Annotated in this window: 17 protein-coding genes, 1 tRNA gene and 1 pseudogene; 9 read left to right on the top strand and 10 right to left on the bottom strand. The window is 68.2% G+C overall.

All coding sequences use genetic code 11. From position 1 onward, the window contains the following. Window positions 1-48 precede the first annotated feature (48 nt). The 6 genes from melA to IG78_RS0100080 all read right to left on the bottom strand — a co-directional run bounded on the left by melA (window position 49) and on the right by IG78_RS0100080 (window position 6,597). On the bottom strand, window positions 49-1,389 hold the full coding sequence (melA, locus tag IG78_RS0100105) for an alpha-glucosidase/alpha-galactosidase (RefSeq protein WP_037684649.1): 1,341 nt from the start codon (window positions 1,387-1,389) through the stop codon (window positions 49-51). Next, window positions 1,386-2,342, bottom strand: coding sequence for a carbohydrate kinase family protein (locus IG78_RS0100100; protein ID WP_030558749.1), 957 nt, complete (start codon window positions 2,340-2,342; stop codon window positions 1,386-1,388). Before IG78_RS0100100 ends, melA begins: the two co-directional genes overlap by 4 nt. A 66-nt stretch (window positions 2,343-2,408) precedes the next feature. After that, the gene (locus IG78_RS0100095) at window positions 2,409-3,296 is read right to left on the bottom strand and encodes a carbohydrate ABC transporter permease (RefSeq protein WP_030558748.1); all 888 of its coding nucleotides are present in this window, start codon (window positions 3,294-3,296) and stop codon (window positions 2,409-2,411) included. Then, the gene (locus IG78_RS0100090) at window positions 3,293-4,243 is read right to left on the bottom strand and encodes a carbohydrate ABC transporter permease (protein WP_030558746.1); all 951 of its coding nucleotides are present in this window, start codon (window positions 4,241-4,243) and stop codon (window positions 3,293-3,295) included. The genes IG78_RS0100095 and IG78_RS0100090 overlap by 4 nt, the downstream gene beginning before the upstream one ends. Window positions 4,244-4,252: 9 nt before the next feature. Further along, window positions 4,253-5,584 (bottom strand): ABC transporter substrate-binding protein, encoded by a 1,332-nt coding sequence (locus IG78_RS0100085; RefSeq protein WP_030558745.1) that lies wholly within the window; start codon window positions 5,582-5,584, stop codon window positions 4,253-4,255. A gap of 194 nt (window positions 5,585-5,778) precedes the next feature. Then, window positions 5,779-6,597: an endo alpha-1,4 polygalactosaminidase gene (locus tag IG78_RS0100080; protein WP_030558744.1), complete on the bottom strand. Its 819-nt coding sequence runs from the start codon at window positions 6,595-6,597 to the stop codon at window positions 5,779-5,781. A gap of 280 nt (window positions 6,598-6,877) precedes the next feature. Between IG78_RS0100080 and IG78_RS0100075 the strand changes: the two genes are divergently transcribed. Further along, the gene (locus tag IG78_RS0100075) at window positions 6,878-7,636 is read left to right on the top strand and encodes a DeoR/GlpR family DNA-binding transcription regulator (protein ID WP_030558742.1); all 759 of its coding nucleotides are present in this window, start codon (window positions 6,878-6,880) and stop codon (window positions 7,634-7,636) included. 128 nt (window positions 7,637-7,764) lie between these two features. Here the strand turns inward: IG78_RS0100075 and IG78_RS53045 are convergent, their stop codons facing one another. Then, entirely contained in the window at window positions 7,765-7,935 is a 171-nt protein-coding gene (locus IG78_RS53045) for a Clp protease N-terminal domain-containing protein (RefSeq protein ID WP_283936544.1), read from the bottom strand. Window positions 7,936-8,110: 175 nt separating this feature from the next. Continuing rightward, window positions 8,111-8,953 (bottom strand): annotated as a pseudogene (sph, locus tag IG78_RS0100065) (sphingomyelin phosphodiesterase); the annotation flags it as partial. A gap of 26 nt (window positions 8,954-8,979) precedes the next feature. Between sph and IG78_RS0100060 the strand changes: the two are divergent. The 4 genes from IG78_RS0100060 to IG78_RS0100040 all read left to right on the top strand — a co-directional run bounded on the left by IG78_RS0100060 (window position 8,980) and on the right by IG78_RS0100040 (window position 12,339). Then, window positions 8,980-10,560 (top strand): recombinase family protein, encoded by a 1,581-nt coding sequence (locus IG78_RS0100060; protein ID WP_030558738.1) that lies wholly within the window; start codon window positions 8,980-8,982, stop codon window positions 10,558-10,560. A 694-nt stretch (window positions 10,561-11,254) separates the two neighbouring features. Further along, a complete protein-coding gene (locus IG78_RS50435) occupies window positions 11,255-11,653 on the top strand; it encodes a hypothetical protein (RefSeq protein ID WP_199813207.1) in 399 nt (132 codons plus the stop codon). A 210-nt stretch (window positions 11,654-11,863) separates the two neighbouring features. Further along, window positions 11,864-11,935 (top strand) — tRNA-Pro (locus IG78_RS0100045). A gap of 191 nt (window positions 11,936-12,126) precedes the next feature. Beyond that, on the top strand, window positions 12,127-12,339 hold the full coding sequence (locus IG78_RS0100040; RefSeq protein ID WP_030558732.1) for a hypothetical protein: 213 nt from the start codon (window positions 12,127-12,129) through the stop codon (window positions 12,337-12,339). Window positions 12,340-12,728: 389 nt separating this feature from the next. Here the strand turns inward: IG78_RS0100040 and IG78_RS0100035 are convergent, their stop codons facing one another. Then, on the bottom strand, window positions 12,729-13,304 hold the full coding sequence (locus IG78_RS0100035) for a DUF4352 domain-containing protein (protein WP_030558731.1): 576 nt from the start codon (window positions 13,302-13,304) through the stop codon (window positions 12,729-12,731). A gap of 404 nt (window positions 13,305-13,708) precedes the next feature. On the opposite strand from IG78_RS0100035, the gene IG78_RS0100025 reads away from it, so the two are divergent. The 3 genes from IG78_RS0100025 (at window position 13,709) to IG78_RS0100015 (ending at window position 15,684) form a co-directional block, all read left to right on the top strand. Then, window positions 13,709-13,939, top strand: coding sequence for a hypothetical protein (locus IG78_RS0100025; protein ID WP_249926072.1), 231 nt, complete (start codon window positions 13,709-13,711; stop codon window positions 13,937-13,939). 251 nt (window positions 13,940-14,190) lie between these two features. After that, window positions 14,191-14,787 (top strand): DNA primase, encoded by a 597-nt coding sequence (locus IG78_RS0100020; RefSeq protein WP_030558729.1) that lies wholly within the window; start codon window positions 14,191-14,193, stop codon window positions 14,785-14,787. Between the two features lie 432 nt (window positions 14,788-15,219). Beyond that, window positions 15,220-15,684: a phage terminase small subunit gene (locus IG78_RS0100015; RefSeq protein WP_030558728.1), complete on the top strand. Its 465-nt coding sequence runs from the start codon at window positions 15,220-15,222 to the stop codon at window positions 15,682-15,684. Window positions 15,685-15,702: 18 nt separating this feature from the next. Here the strand turns inward: IG78_RS0100015 and IG78_RS0100010 are convergent, their stop codons facing one another. Then, window positions 15,703-16,110 (bottom strand): AQJ64_40280 family protein, encoded by a 408-nt coding sequence (locus tag IG78_RS0100010; RefSeq protein WP_051852282.1) that lies wholly within the window; start codon window positions 16,108-16,110, stop codon window positions 15,703-15,705. Window positions 16,111-16,400: 290 nt separating this feature from the next. On the opposite strand from IG78_RS0100010, the gene IG78_RS52520 reads away from it, so the two are divergent. Beyond that, a complete protein-coding gene (locus tag IG78_RS52520; RefSeq protein WP_370443954.1) occupies window positions 16,401-16,478 on the top strand; it encodes a 50S ribosomal protein bL37 in 78 nt (25 codons plus the stop codon). Window positions 16,479-16,673 lie beyond the last annotated feature (195 nt).

Here is a 16,673-nt window from a genome sequence, read left to right as displayed (position 1 = left end):
GTGAGGGTTCTTCGTGAGGGATTTCGTACGGGGCTCGATGACGGCGGGTCAGGCGGTGCCGACGGCGCCCGCACGCGTGGGGTCGGCCAAGGTGGCGCGCAGGGAAGGCTGGAGCAGGTCCCCGTGGGCCCGCACCATGTCGTCGCACAGTTGCCAGATCTGGTCTACGGTGAGCGTCGCCGCGGTGGCCGGGTCGGTCATGGCGGCGTGCCGGATGTGGCGCGGCTCGTCGTCGAGGGCGGCGCGCACGACCAAATCGTTCATGCTGAGGTAGGTGCGGTTGAGGGCGGCGAGCTGGGGCGGCAGGGAGCCGGCGCGGGTGGGCTGGACGCCGGTCGCGTCGACGAGGCACGGCACCTCGACCACGCCGTGCGCGGGGAGGTTGTCGATCAGGCCGCCGTTGGGGACGTTCCCGTACACGGTGCGGGGGGTGCCGGTGACCATGCTGTGGATGATCTGCGGCGCGTACTCCATGGTGCCCTCGACGGTGAGCGGGGCGTTCCGCGCCAGGGCGTCGCGGGTCTTGTGGTACTCGGCGACGTTCTCCTCGACGATGCCGAGGTAGGCGCCGACCGGCAGCCGCAGGCGGTCGATCTCGCTGTCGTGGTGCAGGTACCAGGGGACGTACTCGGAGGAGTGCTCGCTGGTCTCGGTGGGGTAGTAGCCGAGCCGCCGGTACATGTCGACGCGTACCCGGCGCCGCAGTTGCTCGTCCCGGTCGACGAGCGCGTCCAGGCGCGGGTAGAGGTCCTGCCCCTGGTGCTCGAAGCGAAGGACCCAGGCCTGGTGGTTGACGCCCGCGGCCCGGTAGGTGATCTCCTCGTACGGGACGTCCACCAGCTTGGCCAGGTCCCGCATGGTCCAGTACACGGAGTGGCACAGACCGACGACCCGCGTCAGACCGGTGGCCTGCGTGAGGTACTGGACGTTCATGGCCATCGGGTTGGTGTAGTTGAGCAGCCACGCCTCTGGGCACACCTCGGCGATGTCCTCGCCGAGCTGCTTGAGGAAGGGGAAGGTGCGCAGGGCGCGGAAGATGCCGCCGACGCCCAGGGTGTCGCCGATGGTCTGGCGCAGCCCGTACCGGGCGGGGACGTCGAAGTCGGTGCGGGTGGCCTCACCCATGCCGATCTGCACGATGTTGATGACGAAGTCGGCGTCGGCCAGGGCGGCGCGGCGGTCGCTGTGCGCGGTGACACGGGCGTCGGCGCCGAGCTCCCGCGCGATGAAGCGGGCCGCGGCCCGCGCGGTGGTGAGCCGTTCGGCGTCGATGTCGTGCAGCGCTATGTGGGCGCCCTTGAGCTCGGGGAAGGCGAAGAGGTCGGCGAGCAGGCCCTGGGTGAAGACGACGCTGCCTGCACCGATGAAGGCGATCTTGGGATGAGTCATGAGACGTGTGCTCCGCTGAGGGTGGTGTGGGCGATGACTTCGTCCCACGTGGGCTGGGCTTCGGTACCGCCGGCGGCCCTCGTGGAGAGGGCGCCGCACACCGCTGCGAACCGCAGTGCCTCGTGGGGCGGTTGACCGTGGAGCGTGGCGGCGACGAAACCGGCGTCGAAGCTGTCTCCGGCGCCGACGGTGTCCTGGGGGATGAGGGTCAGGCCCGGTGCGGTGGACAGGGTCCGGCCGTCGTGGCACAGGGCGCCTTCGGCACCGTTCTTGACGGCCACCAGCGGGACGCGGGTGGCGAGCAGCGCGGCGGCGAGCTCGGGCGATTCGGTCCCGGGGCCTGCCAGGCGCAGGGCTTCCCGGGCGTTGGGCAGCAGGATGTCGGTCTCGGCGAGTACCGCGTCCATGGCCACCCGGTCCCAGGCCCCGGTCGGGTCGTCCTGGGTGTCGAGGGAGGTGGTGGCGTCGTGGGCGCGGGCGGTGTGCAGCAGGCCCGGCAGGTCGGCGGCGAGGCGGGGCTGGAGGAAGTAGGACGCCGAGTGCACGTGCCGGCTGCGGGTGAGCAGGTCATCGGGCACATCGCGGCCGGAGGTGGCGGTGAGGGCGCCGGGCGAGGTCAGGACGGCGCGGTCGTCCCCCCGGGTGAGCACGACGGTCAGGGGGGTGGACAGGGCGGGGTCGAGGGCCAGGGCGCGGGTGTCGACGCCGCGGTCGGCGAGGGCGTCCCGTACGTAACGGCCGGCGTCGTCGTCCCCCACGCGCCCGGCGAACGCCACCTTGAGACCGAGGCGTGCGGCACCGCACGCCATGATCGCGGCGGATCCCCCGAGCACGAGGGAGCCGGAGTCGATGAGCTGCTCGCGCTGGCCGAACGCGAGCGGGTCGGTGAGCGGGCCGAGGATGACATCGGGGTTGGCGTCCCCGATGACGAGCAGGTCGTAGGCGGGCGGCATCGCGGTCCTTCGGGTCGTACGGAATCAGAGCGTGGGCACAGGGAGGGCGGGGGGGAAAGGAGGCGGTCAGCCCTTGAGACCGCTGGAGGTCACCGAGCGGATGAACGCCTTCTGCGCGAACAGGAACGCGACGAGCACCGGAAGCACGGTGAGCACATTGCCTGCCATCACGGCGGACCAGCGGGTGTGGTGCTGCCCCTGGAACGTGGTCAGGCCCAACTGCAGCGTGTACTGGGTGTCGTGGTTGATGGCGATCAGCGGCCAGGTCAGGTCGTTCCACGTGGTCAGGAAGGTCAGGACCGCCACGGTGGCGAGGGCGGGCCGGGCCAGCGGCAGCACGATCGAGTACAGCACCCGCAGCCGTGAACAGCCGTCGATCCAGGCGGCCTCCTCCAGCTCCCGGGGCAGGGAGAGGAAGAACTGCCGCAGCAGGAACACCGCGAACGGCGTGACCAGCGAGGGCACGATCAGCGCGCCGAGGGTGTCGATGAGCCCGAGCTTCTTCATCACCAGGAAGGTGGGGATCATCGTGAGCTGGAACGGGACCGCCATCGTCGCCAGCATCAGCACGAGCAGCACCCGCGATCCTGCGAACCGCATCCGGGCGAACGCGTAGCCGCCGAGCGAGCCGAACACGAGGTTCGACGTCACCGCGACCGCGGAGACGATCACGGAGTTGAGCAGCCACCGCGGGAACATGGCGTTGCCGAGGACATAGCTGTACCCGCCGAAGTCGATTTTCGAGGGCCACAGCGCCGGTGGAAAGCGGTTGATCTCCGCGTTGGACATCACCGAGCTGAGCAGCAGCCACAGCAGCGGCACCGCGAACAGGGCGGCCAGTGGCGCGAGCAGCAGATGCCAGGCGCTGAACGGGAGCCGCGGGCGGCGCCGCGGGGCAGGCTCGGCGACCGGGCGGGAGCCGACTTTCGAGGGACTTGTCGTGGTCACGGTCATGAGGCGGCTGCTTTCGTACGAGGGGTGCGCTCGCGGCGCAGCAGGCGCATCACGACGGCCAGGACGAGGAGCGCCACCGCGAGGACATAGGCGGCCGCGGCTCCGTACCCGGCGGTGAACTCCTTGAAGGCCTGCTCCCAGATGAAGTAGACGATCACGGTGGTGGAACCGAGCGGTCCGCCCTTGGTGGTGACGTACACGAGGTCGAAGACCTGGAGGGCCTGGATGGTCTGCCAGAGCAGCAGGAACACGCTCACCGGCGAGAGGGCGGGCAGCGTCACGTGCCGCAGCAGGTGGAAGCGCCCGGCGCCGTCCAGGCGGGCCGCCTCGATCAGGGACTGGTCCACGTCCTGGAGCGCGGCCAGGTAGATGACCGTACACAGCCCCGTACCGCTCCACAGAGTGATGGCGACCAGGACGAACAGGGCCTGTGAGGGGTCGGTGAGGAAGCCCTGCGGTGAGATGCCCAGATGGTGCAGGACGGAGTTGGCGGCGCCGAACTCCGGGTCGAGGATGAAGGAGAACAGCACGCCCTGCGCCGTGGCGGAGATGACGAACGGCACGAAGAACAGCGTCCGGTACAGACCGACGAAGCGGATGCGTCGATTCAGTACGAGGGCCAGGGCGAGCCCCAGGGCGATGCTCAGCGGCACATAGAGAACGGTGTAGACGACGGTGTTCTTCACCGCCTGGTGGAAGTTCGGGTCCTCGCGCAGGGCCCGGTAGTTGTCGAGGCCCACCCAGCGGCTGGGTGTGACGAGGTCGTTGGCCTGGAAGGACAGCAGCAACGACCAGACGACGGGCAGGACGCTCAGGCCGAGGATGACAAGGACCGCGGGGGAGATGAACGCCCAGGCGGTGACGGCCTCGCTGCGGCGCCGACGGCGCAGGGCACGTGACTCGGAGCGGTTCGCCGGCATGGTCAGCGGGATGGGAAGTCGGGGCATGGCACGTCCTCAACGCGGTATCAGCAGGGCGGCGTTGGACTCGTCGGCGCAGGAGCGCACGGCGTCGGCGGGGCTCGCGCGGCCGAGCAGCACGGAGACGATGGCCTGGCCGAGGGAACGGGAGACGCGGGGGTAGGCGGGGTGCACGGGGCGCACCCGGGCGGAGGAGACCGCTTCGGTGAACACCGTGAGCCCGGGGGTGCGGGTGGCGTGCTCGCGCCAGGCCGGGCGGTCCTCGCTGCGGCGGCCCAGCGGGAGGCTGCCCGCCTGTACGTCCCACCGGCTGTCCTGGGCGGGCTGGATCAGCCAGGTGACGAAGGTCCTCGCCGCCTCCGCACGTGCCTCGCCGTTGTCGAACAGGGTCCAGGTGTCGGGGCCCGAGATGGTGAGGGGGCGGCGGCTGAAGCTGGGCAGCGGCACCACGTGGTAGTCGATCTCGGCCTGCTGGATGTCCGGCAGTTGCCACGGCGCGGTGATCACCATGCCCATCCGCCCGGACGCGAAGACCTGGTACATCTGCTCGCTGCCCGGCTTGGGGTCGATGTAGACGCTCCTGTCGCGCGCCAGCTTCTGGACGACCTCCAGGGCGCGTACGCCCGCCTTCGTGAAGCCGATGTGCTTCCCGTCCCCGGCGATCACCTCACCGCCCAGGTCCCACACCATCGGCCACAGCCGCCACACGGTGTCCTCGTCTCCGGTGCCGGGCCAGCCGGTGCCGAACCGGCCCTTGCCCTTGTCGGTGAGGCGGCGTGCGGTGTCGGTGAACTCGTCCCAGGTCCAGCCCGCCTCGGGCAGGTCGATTCCGGCCTCGGCGAACACCTTCTTGTTGCAGACCACGGCCAGGCAGTCGAGGAGCGCGGGCACGGCGCGGACCCGGCCGTTGACGGTCACGGCTTCGCGCGCCGCCGCCCAGTAGTTCCGCCACGGCGTCCCGCCCTCGCGTACGTGTGCCGTCAGGTCGACGACCTGCGGGCTGCGGGCCACGCTCGCGAGGTCGGAGCCGAAGACATAGGCGATGTCGGGGTAGGAGCCGGACGCGAGGGCCGCGGTGACCTTCTGCAGCATGGAGTCCGCGAGGACGCCGCCGCCGAGGTCCACCCGGATGTCCGGATGGGTGCGCTCGAACTCGGCGACGAGGCTCTTGACGACCTTCGCGGCGAGGTCGGTCTGCCCGTGCCACATCTGGATGGTGACGCGTCCGTCGGCCCCGACCCCGTCGGCGGCCCCCGGGGCACAACCGCCGGCCACCGCGCCACCGGCCGCGACGAGCGCTCCGGCACCGGCGGCGCGCAGCACGCTGCGCCGCGACGGCGCACCTGGCGCACCGGGTACTGCAGTCATCACAACCTCCAGGAGGAACGGGCGCGACCCGCCGAGTCGGGGGAGAGCACGAGGGGCCCGCGGGGAGCTTCACGGGCAGTCCCGGGGGAGCTTCGCGGAGAGCCCGCGGAGATCCCGCGGAGGAAGAGGCCTGGGCGGGGTGACTGCCGGGTTCCGGAGGCCCGGAACCCGGCGGTTCGGGACTTGGCTGTCCGTCAGCAGGTCTGGCGGAGGTACTTGCTGCTGCCGACGGGCGAGACGCCGACGTCACGGCGCACGATGCTCAGCCGGTCACCCCAGTTGGAGCAGGCCTTGCGCAGGCCCGCGGCCGAGTACTCGATGACGAGGACGTTGTCCCCGTACGCGGCCGCGTACTTGTCGCACTCGTCCCACTCGCCGCACTCCTCGGCGACGGCGAAGTCGAGGCCGGTCTCCTTGTGCGCGGCGGCCAGGTCCGGCGTGTTCTTCTGCGCGATGGCGAGGCCCTTCTTGTGGGCGTGTGCGGAGAGCAGCGAGATGAAGGACTTGGCGTGGCTCGCCTTCAGATACGAGGGGAAGCGGGTGTAGGTGTCGTAGTTGTCAGGCTCGACGGCCTGGAATCCCTTGTTAGCGCAGCCGGTGATCCACTCGTTGACCTTGGCGGCGATCCGCTCGCGCTTGTCGGCCGTGCGGATGTCGAGGACGGCCTCGCCCCAGTCGCCGTCGTACACGACCTTGCCGTTCCTGTCGCGCAGGAGCAGGTCGGAGTCCCAGTCCTTCTCCGCACCGGGCTGTGCCTGGAAGGCGTTGACGTAGCAGAGGTTGTACAGGCCGGGTACGGGGGCGGCCTTGTGGTCCCGGCTGACGACCTTGACCCCGGACGGCGGGGTGTAGGCGCCGCCGATCTGGTAGTCGAAGCCGGCCTGGGCCGGGGGCAGCGCCGGCGCGGCCGCTCCGGCCGATGCCGTCGACGGTACGAGCAGGCAGGCCGCAGCGGCGGCCGTACAGGTCACGGCCGCGGCCGTACTCCTGCGCACAACACGATTGAGGCTCATCGGTGAGCTCCAGCAGTCGGAGGGCACGTCCCCGCCTCGGACCCGGAGCGGTCCTGGCGACTCAGTCCGGGCTCATGGCCGAGGCCAACTACCGGCTAGGCGTACCTCTGCGCCGAGTGCTCGACATCGGCGTTGCCAGGGAGTAAAGCGAGCGCGTTCAGCCATGTCAAGGGATCGGAATTGAGAGAACACCCGTCAACTCACTCACAACCACGCGTGGAATTGCGCGTTCTCTGCTCGATCCGTGAGCGAATCTGCTCGCCGGGGTTATGCTCACCGAGTGCTGAGAAGCGACCGCCATGTGCGGATACTCGACCACGTCGCCGCGCAGGGCAGCGCCGACGTGACCCAGCTTTCCCTGCTGCTCGGGGTCTCCCAGGCCACCGTGCGCCGCGATCTGCAGCACCTGAGCGAGCAGCGATTGCTGGAGCGCACCCACGGCGGTGCGGTGGTCGGCGGTCTGAGCATCGAGCTGCCGTTGCAGCACCGCGCGGATCAGCGCTCCCCGCAGAAACAGGCCATCGCCCAGGCCGCCGCCGACCTCGTCCCCGACGGCGCGGTGGTGGGTCTGACCGGGGGCACCACCACCACGGAAGTGGCCCGGCTGCTCGCCGACCGGGGCCCCGTCACCATCGTCACCAACGCCGTCAACATCGCGGCGGCCCTCGTCCTCCGTCCGACCGTCACGCTGATCGTGATCGGCGGCACCGCCCGCAGCGAGAGCTACGAACTGGTCGGCCCCATCGCCGAGAAGACCCTCGCCGATCACCACACCGACATCGCGTTCCTCGGCGTGGACGGCATCAGCGCCGCCCACGGCTGCACCACCCACGACCAACTGGAGGCCGCCACCGACCGGGCCTTCGCCTTCCACAGCACCCGCTCCGTCGTGGTCGCCGACCACTCCAAGATCGGCCGGACGACGTTCGCGAAGATCTGCCCGGCGGCCGACGTGGACACCCTCATCACGGACGGACAGGCGCCGGGGGCGGAGCTGTCGGCGATCGCCTCGGTGGGGGTGCGGGTCACCGTCGTCTGACGGGGCGGGCCCTGCGGGGCCTTCGCGCGCACCCTGCGCCCCGATGCGCAGCCCGGCAGCAGGTGCCGGGGAATGGCCGTGCCGCCCGGCCGAAAGACCGGGCGGCACCACATACTCGCTGCCGCTGGCTACGAGGCGTCCCCGGCCACGCGGGCCAGTACCGCCTCGCGCAGCCCGGCGGGGTCGGCCCCCAGGGCCGCGAGCACGTCCAGACCGCGCCCTTCTCCCGCGGCCAGCAGGCCGAGCAGGATGTGTTCGGTACCGAATGTCTCTTGGCCAAGGGCGCGCGCCTCGCTCAGGGTCTGTTCGAGCGCCTTCTTGGCGTCCTCGGCGTAGGCGGGCCGCGGGTACGGGAAGACGCCGGGGCCGAAGTTGTCGTCGGCCTTGCGCTGGATCTCCGTGACGTCGATGGAGGGAGGACAGGGCGTCTCCTCAAGCGGACGGCGCAGGGCGACGACGGCCTGTAGGTGTGCCCTACTGGCCGAGCACCGGATAGTGGTCGGACAGGTTCGTGTACGTGTATTCCTTGCCCCAGCTCGACACCGTCCAGGGGGCGCCGGCCTCCTTGACCACGTCGTTGCGCCAGCCGGCGGGGCGGGCGTGGCCCTGGCGGTGCAGGACGTGGTCGAGGTCTTCGCGCGGGTCGTCGGGGTAGCGCTCGGAGGCGATCGAGTTGTCCTTCGTGTCGAAGGAGTACGGGTGCCCCGTGCGGGAGTCCGCGGGCGCGAGCCCCGCGTCGGCGAGCATCGAGGCGTACTCGCCGCTGTGCCCGTCGACGTTGAAGTCGCCCGCCACCAGGACCTGTTCACCGGCCGGGATCTTCTTGGCGTCAAGGAAGGCGTCGAGCTCCTTGAACTGCCCGGCCCGGGTGGCGGCCGCCTCGCCCGCGCCGCAGCCGGGGTCGGTCGACTGCGCGTGCGTCCCGACCACGTGCACCTTGGCGCCGCGCACGTCGAGGACGGCGTACACGAAGCCCTTGTTGGAGTAGGTGTCCGACCCGCAGGCGTCCTTGTAGACGTACTGTTCCTTGCGCACGATCGGCCACTTGCTCAGCACCGTCACACCGCCGTCCTCCGGCGTGAGCGCGGAGTACGCGCCGCCGGTGGCGTCCCACCCGCTCTTGGAGCGCCCCATGACCGGGGTCTGGTGCGGATAGTCCCCCTCGGCGTACTGACGCAGCACCTCGGAGGAGGAGTTGTCGAAGGCCTCCTGCACGACGGCGATGTCATTGCCCCGGAAGAACCGGGCCGCGGGGATCTCCTTGGCCCGGTGGTCCTGGCCCCAGTTCGGGTACAGCGTCTTGCTCATCAATAGTATGGCCTGACTGTAGTTGGGGAGGTGGAATGACCCAAGCTGAAGAGCGCCCGTACGACGGGTGCGGGAAGTGCCTCGTCGGGGTTCGTCGCCTGTCTCGGAAGTCAGACGCCACGTGGTCGCCGGAACGGCAACGAACCAACGTGCTGACTGCTGTGGCCAGCGTAGGCGGGCACGTCATCGGATGGGCGGACGATTGGGAGGTCTCGGGAGCGACGAACCCCCTGGACCGGCCGAAGCTAGGACCCTGGCTGAAGGGGGAACGGGGCCCGTGGGCGGGCATCGCTGGCGCGGCCGTCGACCGCATCGGCCGGAACATAGCGGACACGCTCAATACGGGGTACAGACTGCGTGACGAGGGGAAGCTCCTCGTCACGTACGGGCACAGCGGTCCTTGGGATCTGAACGACCCGAATGACGAGAATCAGTTCATTGCTCAGGCATGGGGCGCCCATATGGAGCTGCGCGCCGCTGAGACCCGCAATCGGGACGAGACCGTCAAATCGCGGGAGCAGGGGCGTAAGCGGGGGAAGCACAGTTACGGCTATCGGTATGTCCGCCTCCACCCCAAAGCCAACATCGATCACGTTGCACTGGACAACGGAGAGGACTTCCCGGAAGAGATCCGCGAGCGAGAGAACGCCGTACAGAACCTCCGGGACGCGGCGGAGCGAATTCTCGCGGACCGTACAGATAAGATCACACCGCACAGCGAAGCCGCCCGTTTGACGCGCAGGGGCGTCTATTCGCCTGCCGACCATGAGCGAGTAATGGGCGGTAAGGAGCCGCGCGGAGGACCGTGGGACGGCGAAGCGCTGCGGAAGATGCTTGTCTCTGAAGCGGCTCTCGGCTACCTGATGCACAGAGGGAAGCCTGTCGTCGACGACAAGGGGATGCCCACCCGAGTCGCTACCCCCCTGTGGAACCGAGAGACGCACGAAGCCCTCACCAAGAAACTCGCGCCGAAGAAGGTCTCCACCCCACGGGCAGAGGCAGGGGTACACCTGACATCGTCGATAGCCTTCTGCGGAAACTGCCACCATCGTCAGTACCGTTCAGGGAGGCCGGTGGCCATGACGTGTCAGTCACGAATGAAGGGGCTGACGGACTGCAAGCCGTCTCCAACCATCTACGTGTCGTACCTGGAGGAGGGGCTTACCGGCTGGTTCCTCAGCACATATGGCGACCATCAATACATGGAGACGATTTTCGACCCTGGAAACGGCGTCGAAGATGAGCTGAACGAGAAGATCGCTGCCCGGAACAGGCTGCGGGGCGACCGCGACGTAGGACTCTACGACGATGAAGAGGACGCCGCGTGGTACCGGGACCGGTACGGCGCGCTATCCGCTGACATCAAACGCCTACGCGCGACGCCGTCTCGTCCCGCTGGCATGGTCACTCGCCCGACTGGCGAGACCGTCCAGTCTCGATGGGAGTCTGCCGCTGACGACGGAGCACGTCGCCAGATGTTAAACGAGTTCGGCGTCACGGTAGAGGTGTTCCCGGACGGTCACTCACCCCGCTGGAGGCCACTCGTCGACGGAAAGGACCCGGATTCGCAGATTGCGGAATCCGTCGAGGCCATGCGGCAGAGGCGGATTTCGTAACGAGTTGATAACGGTCACGAATGGAGACTTGGGGGCTGCGGCCTCCACCCCGTAGGCCCGCCTCCCCCTGCCAAACTAACCCCCTTCTCAGCTTTCTCTCTAATGCGCGTTAGAAGAAGTTGAAGGTGGCGGTTAGTTTGGCAGTTTGGCACCGAGTCTGTCCGCACCCACCCCTACCAAAATCATCCCAGCGTCACACCCACGCCACTGTTCAAGTAGAGGGGGAAGATGACGATCGACGGCGAATGGCGCGTCACCCACTCCCCCTCTCGACGGCGGGCAGCCGTTCCTGCGCTCCCCGCACTCTCCTCCGGGTTGAGCACGGTTCAGCGGACCGGCCGCTTCAGGATTCCCGTTGTTTCACGGGCTGCTAGGCGGAACGGGGGAGCCAAGAAGGCGCTAGGAAGACCGTCGCAGGAACAGGGTTGCCGACGGCAGCGAGAAGCCCTGTGGGAACCCGGCCTGTCGCGCCACGGAAAGACACCGTGCCACTGGAGAACGCGGCGCCCGAGAAGGACACCGTACCGACGGAGAACACCGCGCCGTCGAAGTTCATGTTGCTGTCGATGGTGACGCCGGTGAGGTCGAGGTCGCAGCCTTGCCAGGAGCGGTGGGTGCCTCGGGGGCGTCGGTAGTGGTCGCTGATGAGGCGCAGGATGGTGTGTCGGACCTTGTGTAGAGCCAGGTAGCGGTGGTGTTCCTCTTGGCGGGCGGGGTCGTTGCCGGGGTCGGGGGTGTAGGGGAGTTGGAGGTAGGTGCACAGGACGTCGATGCAGGTCTGGCGCTGGTTTTGGTCGGGGGCGTCGTCGGCGAGGCCTGCGAGGGCGTGGACGCCGCCGAGGCGGACGGCTGGGGAGTCGGAGCCGAGTTTGTCGACGGCCTGGGAGAAGCGCTCGGTGTGCAGCCGGGTGGCTTCGCGGTGGGCGCCGGCCTCGTCGACGCGTTGGCGGCGGTAGGCGACGACCAGGACGACGAGCGCGCCGGACCGGCGACGACTCCGAAGGAGAGTTTCACCAGGTCGAAGAGCGTCTTTGCGTCGAGCTTCGTGGTGCGGTCGATCTCCTGGAAGTCCAGCAGGGCTACCAGGCTGTAGAAGACGCTGCCCGCGACCAGGATCGCAGCGACGAACGCAACCGTGAGAGCCCGGCCGACCTTCCACAACCGCAGCTCTCGATCATCCGGGCCGGTCTGCGGCCTCCGACTAGCTGTCATGAAGGTGGAGCCAAGGCGTGGAGACCCGCGGTTGCAGATGGCTCCTGCGGACTCGGCGGATCTCAGGCGAAGATAGACATCAAGGACTCGACGGGACGTGGCCAAGAGGTAAGGCACCCGCTTTGGGAGCGGGGGAGCGCAAGTTCGATCCCTGTCGTCCCGACACATCCGGCGACCGGAACGCCCGGTCCGGGCAGCGCCGGAGGCTGCCAGATTCATCAACCCGTCCGGAGGCCACATGCCACGCATTGCAATCCCCACCGTCACCGCGAGCCGCTCGGGAGCGGCCCTGACGAGGACGACGGGCGACCCCGTAAATCAGCACTACATCGACGGCAACGACGGCAGGCTGGCGTGATCGTCAAGAACAGCGGCTCGACCGTCGCGCGCACCGTGACGTTCCGACTGGCGAAGACGGTCGACGGGTTCGCAGTCGCCCCGCGGACGGAGACGCTTGCGGCGGGTGAGGAGCAGCTCTTCGGCCCCTTCGGGCCAGGCGACTACGGCGGTCGACTGCTCGTCGACGCCGATCATGCGGAGCTGACGCTCGCACCAGTCAGGATCTAGCGACTCCAGAACCATGCGGCGAAACCTGTAGCGGTGCTGGAGAGCAAGGCCAGGAGGCGCACAGGGACACGATCCGCTGTGATGCGGAAGCCTCCGATGCGGAGTTCGAAGTAGGGCATCTTCCTTGGCGAAGTCTGAGGCATAGCCCAACTCCCCGGTAGTCGTGGCCTGTTCGCTCGGCCTCGACAAACGGTAACAAGAGACTCTTATGGGCAAATTCGTCCTCCCAGTTCAGCCCACGTCCGCGACTGCGTGTCGCGCATAGAGCAGCCCCGCCCTGGAAGAGCGTTCCCGGAGGGACTGACGACGTCAAGGAGGCTGCATGGCGCGCATGCTGGGCGCTGCCGGGTTCGCCAGTACAGAGCGATCTGGCGAACGGAGTGGCGCAACTACTTGGGAAGCGCCACGGAGAACGCCGACTCCTCCGACATGATGTCGCCCCCGGGATAGCTCACCGTCCCGCCCTTGCGGCCGACGTCTAGCAGGAGCTTCCCCGTCAGGGCCTGGCCCGGCTTGTACGAGGTAGCAAGATCCGGTCCGTCCTCATATCCGAGGGTGGAGGCGTCCTGCGCAGCGGTGCCCGTGTTCTCCCAAGACATGACGCCGTACGGGGAGAAGTCGAACGGCTTTGAGCCCGTGTTCTTGATCGTGAGCCCGAGGAGGACGTACTGCCCCTTGGCCTTCTCCATCATCGCGGGCGCCCCGATGTACTCCGCGCCATTCACCGTGATGCGAGCCTTCGAGCCGTCCAGGTCGACGACCTTCGTCTCTCCGATCTTCAGCGTCGGGGAGGACGGCTCCTTCTCCCCCGCGGCCTCGCCCACGGAGCCCTTCTCGGCCTCTGCGGCCGGAGGCTTTACCGGCTTGTTCGACGCCTTGTCGTCCCCGCCGTCATCCGAGCATCCGGCGAGCGCAGCGATAGCCGCTGCCGCGAGCACAGCACCCCTGAGCGCGTACCTGCGCATGTCCAACCCCCCCCACTTCCACGCGGCTCATGTGGCCGCAGAGAGCGTCAGAGTACGGCGCGAGTGACGTCCGAGGAGGAAGAATGGCGTGGGAAGGAAGTACGCGCAGACAGCGTCTCCCGAAGGGCTGGCCCCGCATCCGACGCCGCATCATCCGCCGTGATTGCACGTGCCGTTGGAGGATGAGCGACGGTACAGCGTGCGGGGCGTGTGGCACTGACGTGGACCACATAGCCCGGGGTGATGATCACAGAGACGAGAACCTACGGCTCCTGTGCGAGTGGCGCCACCGCAGGAAGAGCGCGTCAGAGGGCGGCACAGCAGCAGTCCGTAAGCGCGTGCGTATGGCGCGGTCCCACGCCCACGCACCCGGCCCTGGAGGACTAGGCATGGCAGGTGCACACGTGGTGCTGGAGGAGGCCGACGACATCGGTGAGGACGGCGTGATCGTCACGCGCGTATCGATCAACGGCACCGACGTCGGACGTCTTGCGAAGCCTCCGAAGATCACGGTAGGACACGACCGCAGCGTGACCACGTTGACGCTCGTCCCGAGTCGCTTGGAGATCCGCGGCGAACTCGCCGGCGGAGATCGTCGCGAGCCTCGCGCAGGTTTTGCAGCGAAGATCGACTAGCCCCACCCCAGGGGGTGATCCCCTCCGGGAAGATCTCCTGACCGAAGAGGTGCTGGTCCTCTCTGTCTGTACGGGTCTGGGGGAAGTGGGTGAGGCGTCCACAGGCGCCCGCTGGAGGCGCGAATGCCGACCGGTCGTGCTGTTGCGGACCCCGGAACGGCAGGCGGGCGCACAGCGATCCGGGCTCGTGTCATCTTGGATCTGTGCAGGTCAGAGCATTGAAAGTGTGACCGGCCCATTAGGATGACCTCATGAACAGGATGTGCGAGCACTGCGAAGAGGCGATGCCGATCATGGATCGCGCTCATGCTAAAACGTGCTCGCCCCGGTGCCGGAAGGCACTGTCCCGCGCGAAGGCGCGCAACCCGCTCCCGGACGAGCTGACGACCCGCGACAGGTGGGTCCGGCGCTCCGCGGCGAAGGTCCCGCTGACGACGGTCGGCATGGTTGCGTCCTCGACGGACCCGCGGACCTGGAGCACGTACAAGGACGCTGCCGCATCGGCGGTTGGCGTCGGTCTCGGCTTCGTCTTGAGCGACGAGGACGACGTGGTCTGTCTCGACCTGGACCAGTGCTTGAACCCGCTCATTGGGCGTCTCGCCCCGTGGGCCGCAGCTATCGTCCGCGATGCGGGGGCCGCCTACGTAGAGGTCTCCCCGTCCGGCGACGGGCTGCGCATCTGGGGCCGCGCGACCGTCCGACAGGGACGGAAGCTCCGGCGCCCCGACGGCACAGCCGTAGAGATATACGGCACGGGTCGGTACATCGCAATGACGGGGCGCCGCCATGGCTCTTCTCCGTCGATTCTTGCGGACGTCTCGACTCTTGTGTCCTCGCTCATGGCGTGAGTGCTTGATGGCGGGCCGGGAACGGGGTCGCCCCTCCTATCGCTGGAGCCACCACGCCAGGCCGCTACCCGCGGCTGTGGTTATTGCGGTGATCAGCCATGCGGGTACGCGCTGAACGGTCAACCGGACCCCGCCACAGCGGAGCTCGAAGGATGGTTCCCTCGGGGGTTTCGTGGGCTGCTGCGACTCGTCCGGTCGCGGCAGGGAGTTCGTCACGGCGCTTCCTCCGTTCTGGTCCTCTGACGTGTACAGCGTCGCAAGTGCATGTCTTCACAAGCAAGTAGGTGTGGAGGAAATTATCCTGTGCACCCATGATTCTTCTTAAGAACCTTCGGTCGAGTGCTATTAAGTCTGACTTTTGGCCGCAAGATGTCCGGTTCGGAATCGGGCCGTAGATCCCATCTGGCTCCCTGAACGGAAGGAGGTACGCCCATGGCGGGACGAGGTCCCGCCCCGAAGGACTCCGCGAAGCGCCGTCGACGCAACGCCGCTGACCTCGAAACGGTTATCACCCCCGACGACGAACTCCGCGGCCCTGAGCTGCCGTCGGGTGTCCTGGGTGTCGACGAGGACACAGGCGAACCTGTCGAGTGGCACCCCATGACGCAGCTCTGGTGGGACTCCTGGCGCATGTCGCCACAGGCTCAGCAGTTCGTTCAGACGGACTGGCTCTTCTTGATCGACACCGCCCTTATGCACCACACCATGTGGGCGCGGGGCCGTTGGGAGTTCGCCTCCGAAGTGCGCCTGAGAGCAGCCAAATTCGGTGCCACGCCCGAGGATCGCGCACGCCTGAAGCTGACGGTCGACGACCCCACCACACGCCCGCAGGCGCCCGTACAGTGCCCCGACAACGTCAGTGACATCACGAGCCGTCGTACTCGCCTGACTGGTTAGGAGACCGGATGCCGCGCGCTATCGTGCGCGCCCCCGGTCACGCCGCTCCCGCTCTCTCGGGTGGAAAGCCGGACGCACGTCCTCCCCGAGAACGATGTGCGTCGTTGCGCCCGGCAGGGTGGGCAGCTCGGCCCAGTGAGTCACCGTCTCGGCGCCGGCGAGGCCGTAGGGCAGCCGGACGACCCCGTCGGAGTCGACGAAACAGTCGGTGTGCTCCGTCCCGTCCTCGCTTCGGTGCCAAGTCGCGAAGTGCATCGGCCTCACCAGCCAGAATTCCTCCCCCGATGCCGGTGCCGGTGCCGTCGCGGGCTCGGCGGCATCGTCGGCCGGGTGCCGGCCCGTGATCGCCGCTGCGACCGGAGTACCGGCGCTCGGCAGTCTCTCGCGCGCGTCCACCCACGTCACCACGGTGTGCAGATCCGTCATCTCCACCTCACCTCATCCGGGCACTGGCCCCCTGACCCCCTGGCTTACTGGCCCATCGGTTTGCTGGTTCGCTGATTCGGCCTCGACATCCGGCAAGAGTGCCCTGCGCTCGCGACGGTTGCGTGTGAAGATCTGCCATGCTGCTCCCAGCAGTGGCGTACGTGACGAATGTGACGTACGACACGTCATTGCGTCGGCTCGGCCGGGTAGGCGGCCGGGAGCTCACCTGGACATTCATGCATCCGGGGAGAACGACAACCGTACGGAACAGCACACCCTGGGAGGTAGCGATGTCCTCGAAGCGACGCCGCAAGAAGAAGGCCCGCCGCAAGAACGGCGCGAACCACGGCAGCCGTCCGCAGTCCTGAGGAGCCTGGGACTCCGTTCCGGGCGTGCCCCGGGCAAGGACGGCACAAGGGAGCGGGGCGACACCTCAGGGTGTCGCCCCGCGGCCGTGTACGCGCCCTAGGTGTATTGACCCGCAGGGTTGTTCACACGGCTGATGGGCGGTTTGCCGCCGAGTGCGGTGTGGCAGCGGTGGTGGTTGTAGGTGTGCAGGAAGT

The sequence above is a fragment of the Streptomyces aureocirculatus genome (assembly GCF_000720475.1).
GTDB classification, from domain to species: domain Bacteria; phylum Actinomycetota; class Actinomycetes; order Streptomycetales; family Streptomycetaceae; genus Streptomyces; species Streptomyces aureocirculatus.
Note: the sequence above shows the minus strand (reverse complement) of the source record. Positions and strands in the feature narration are given on the sequence as shown.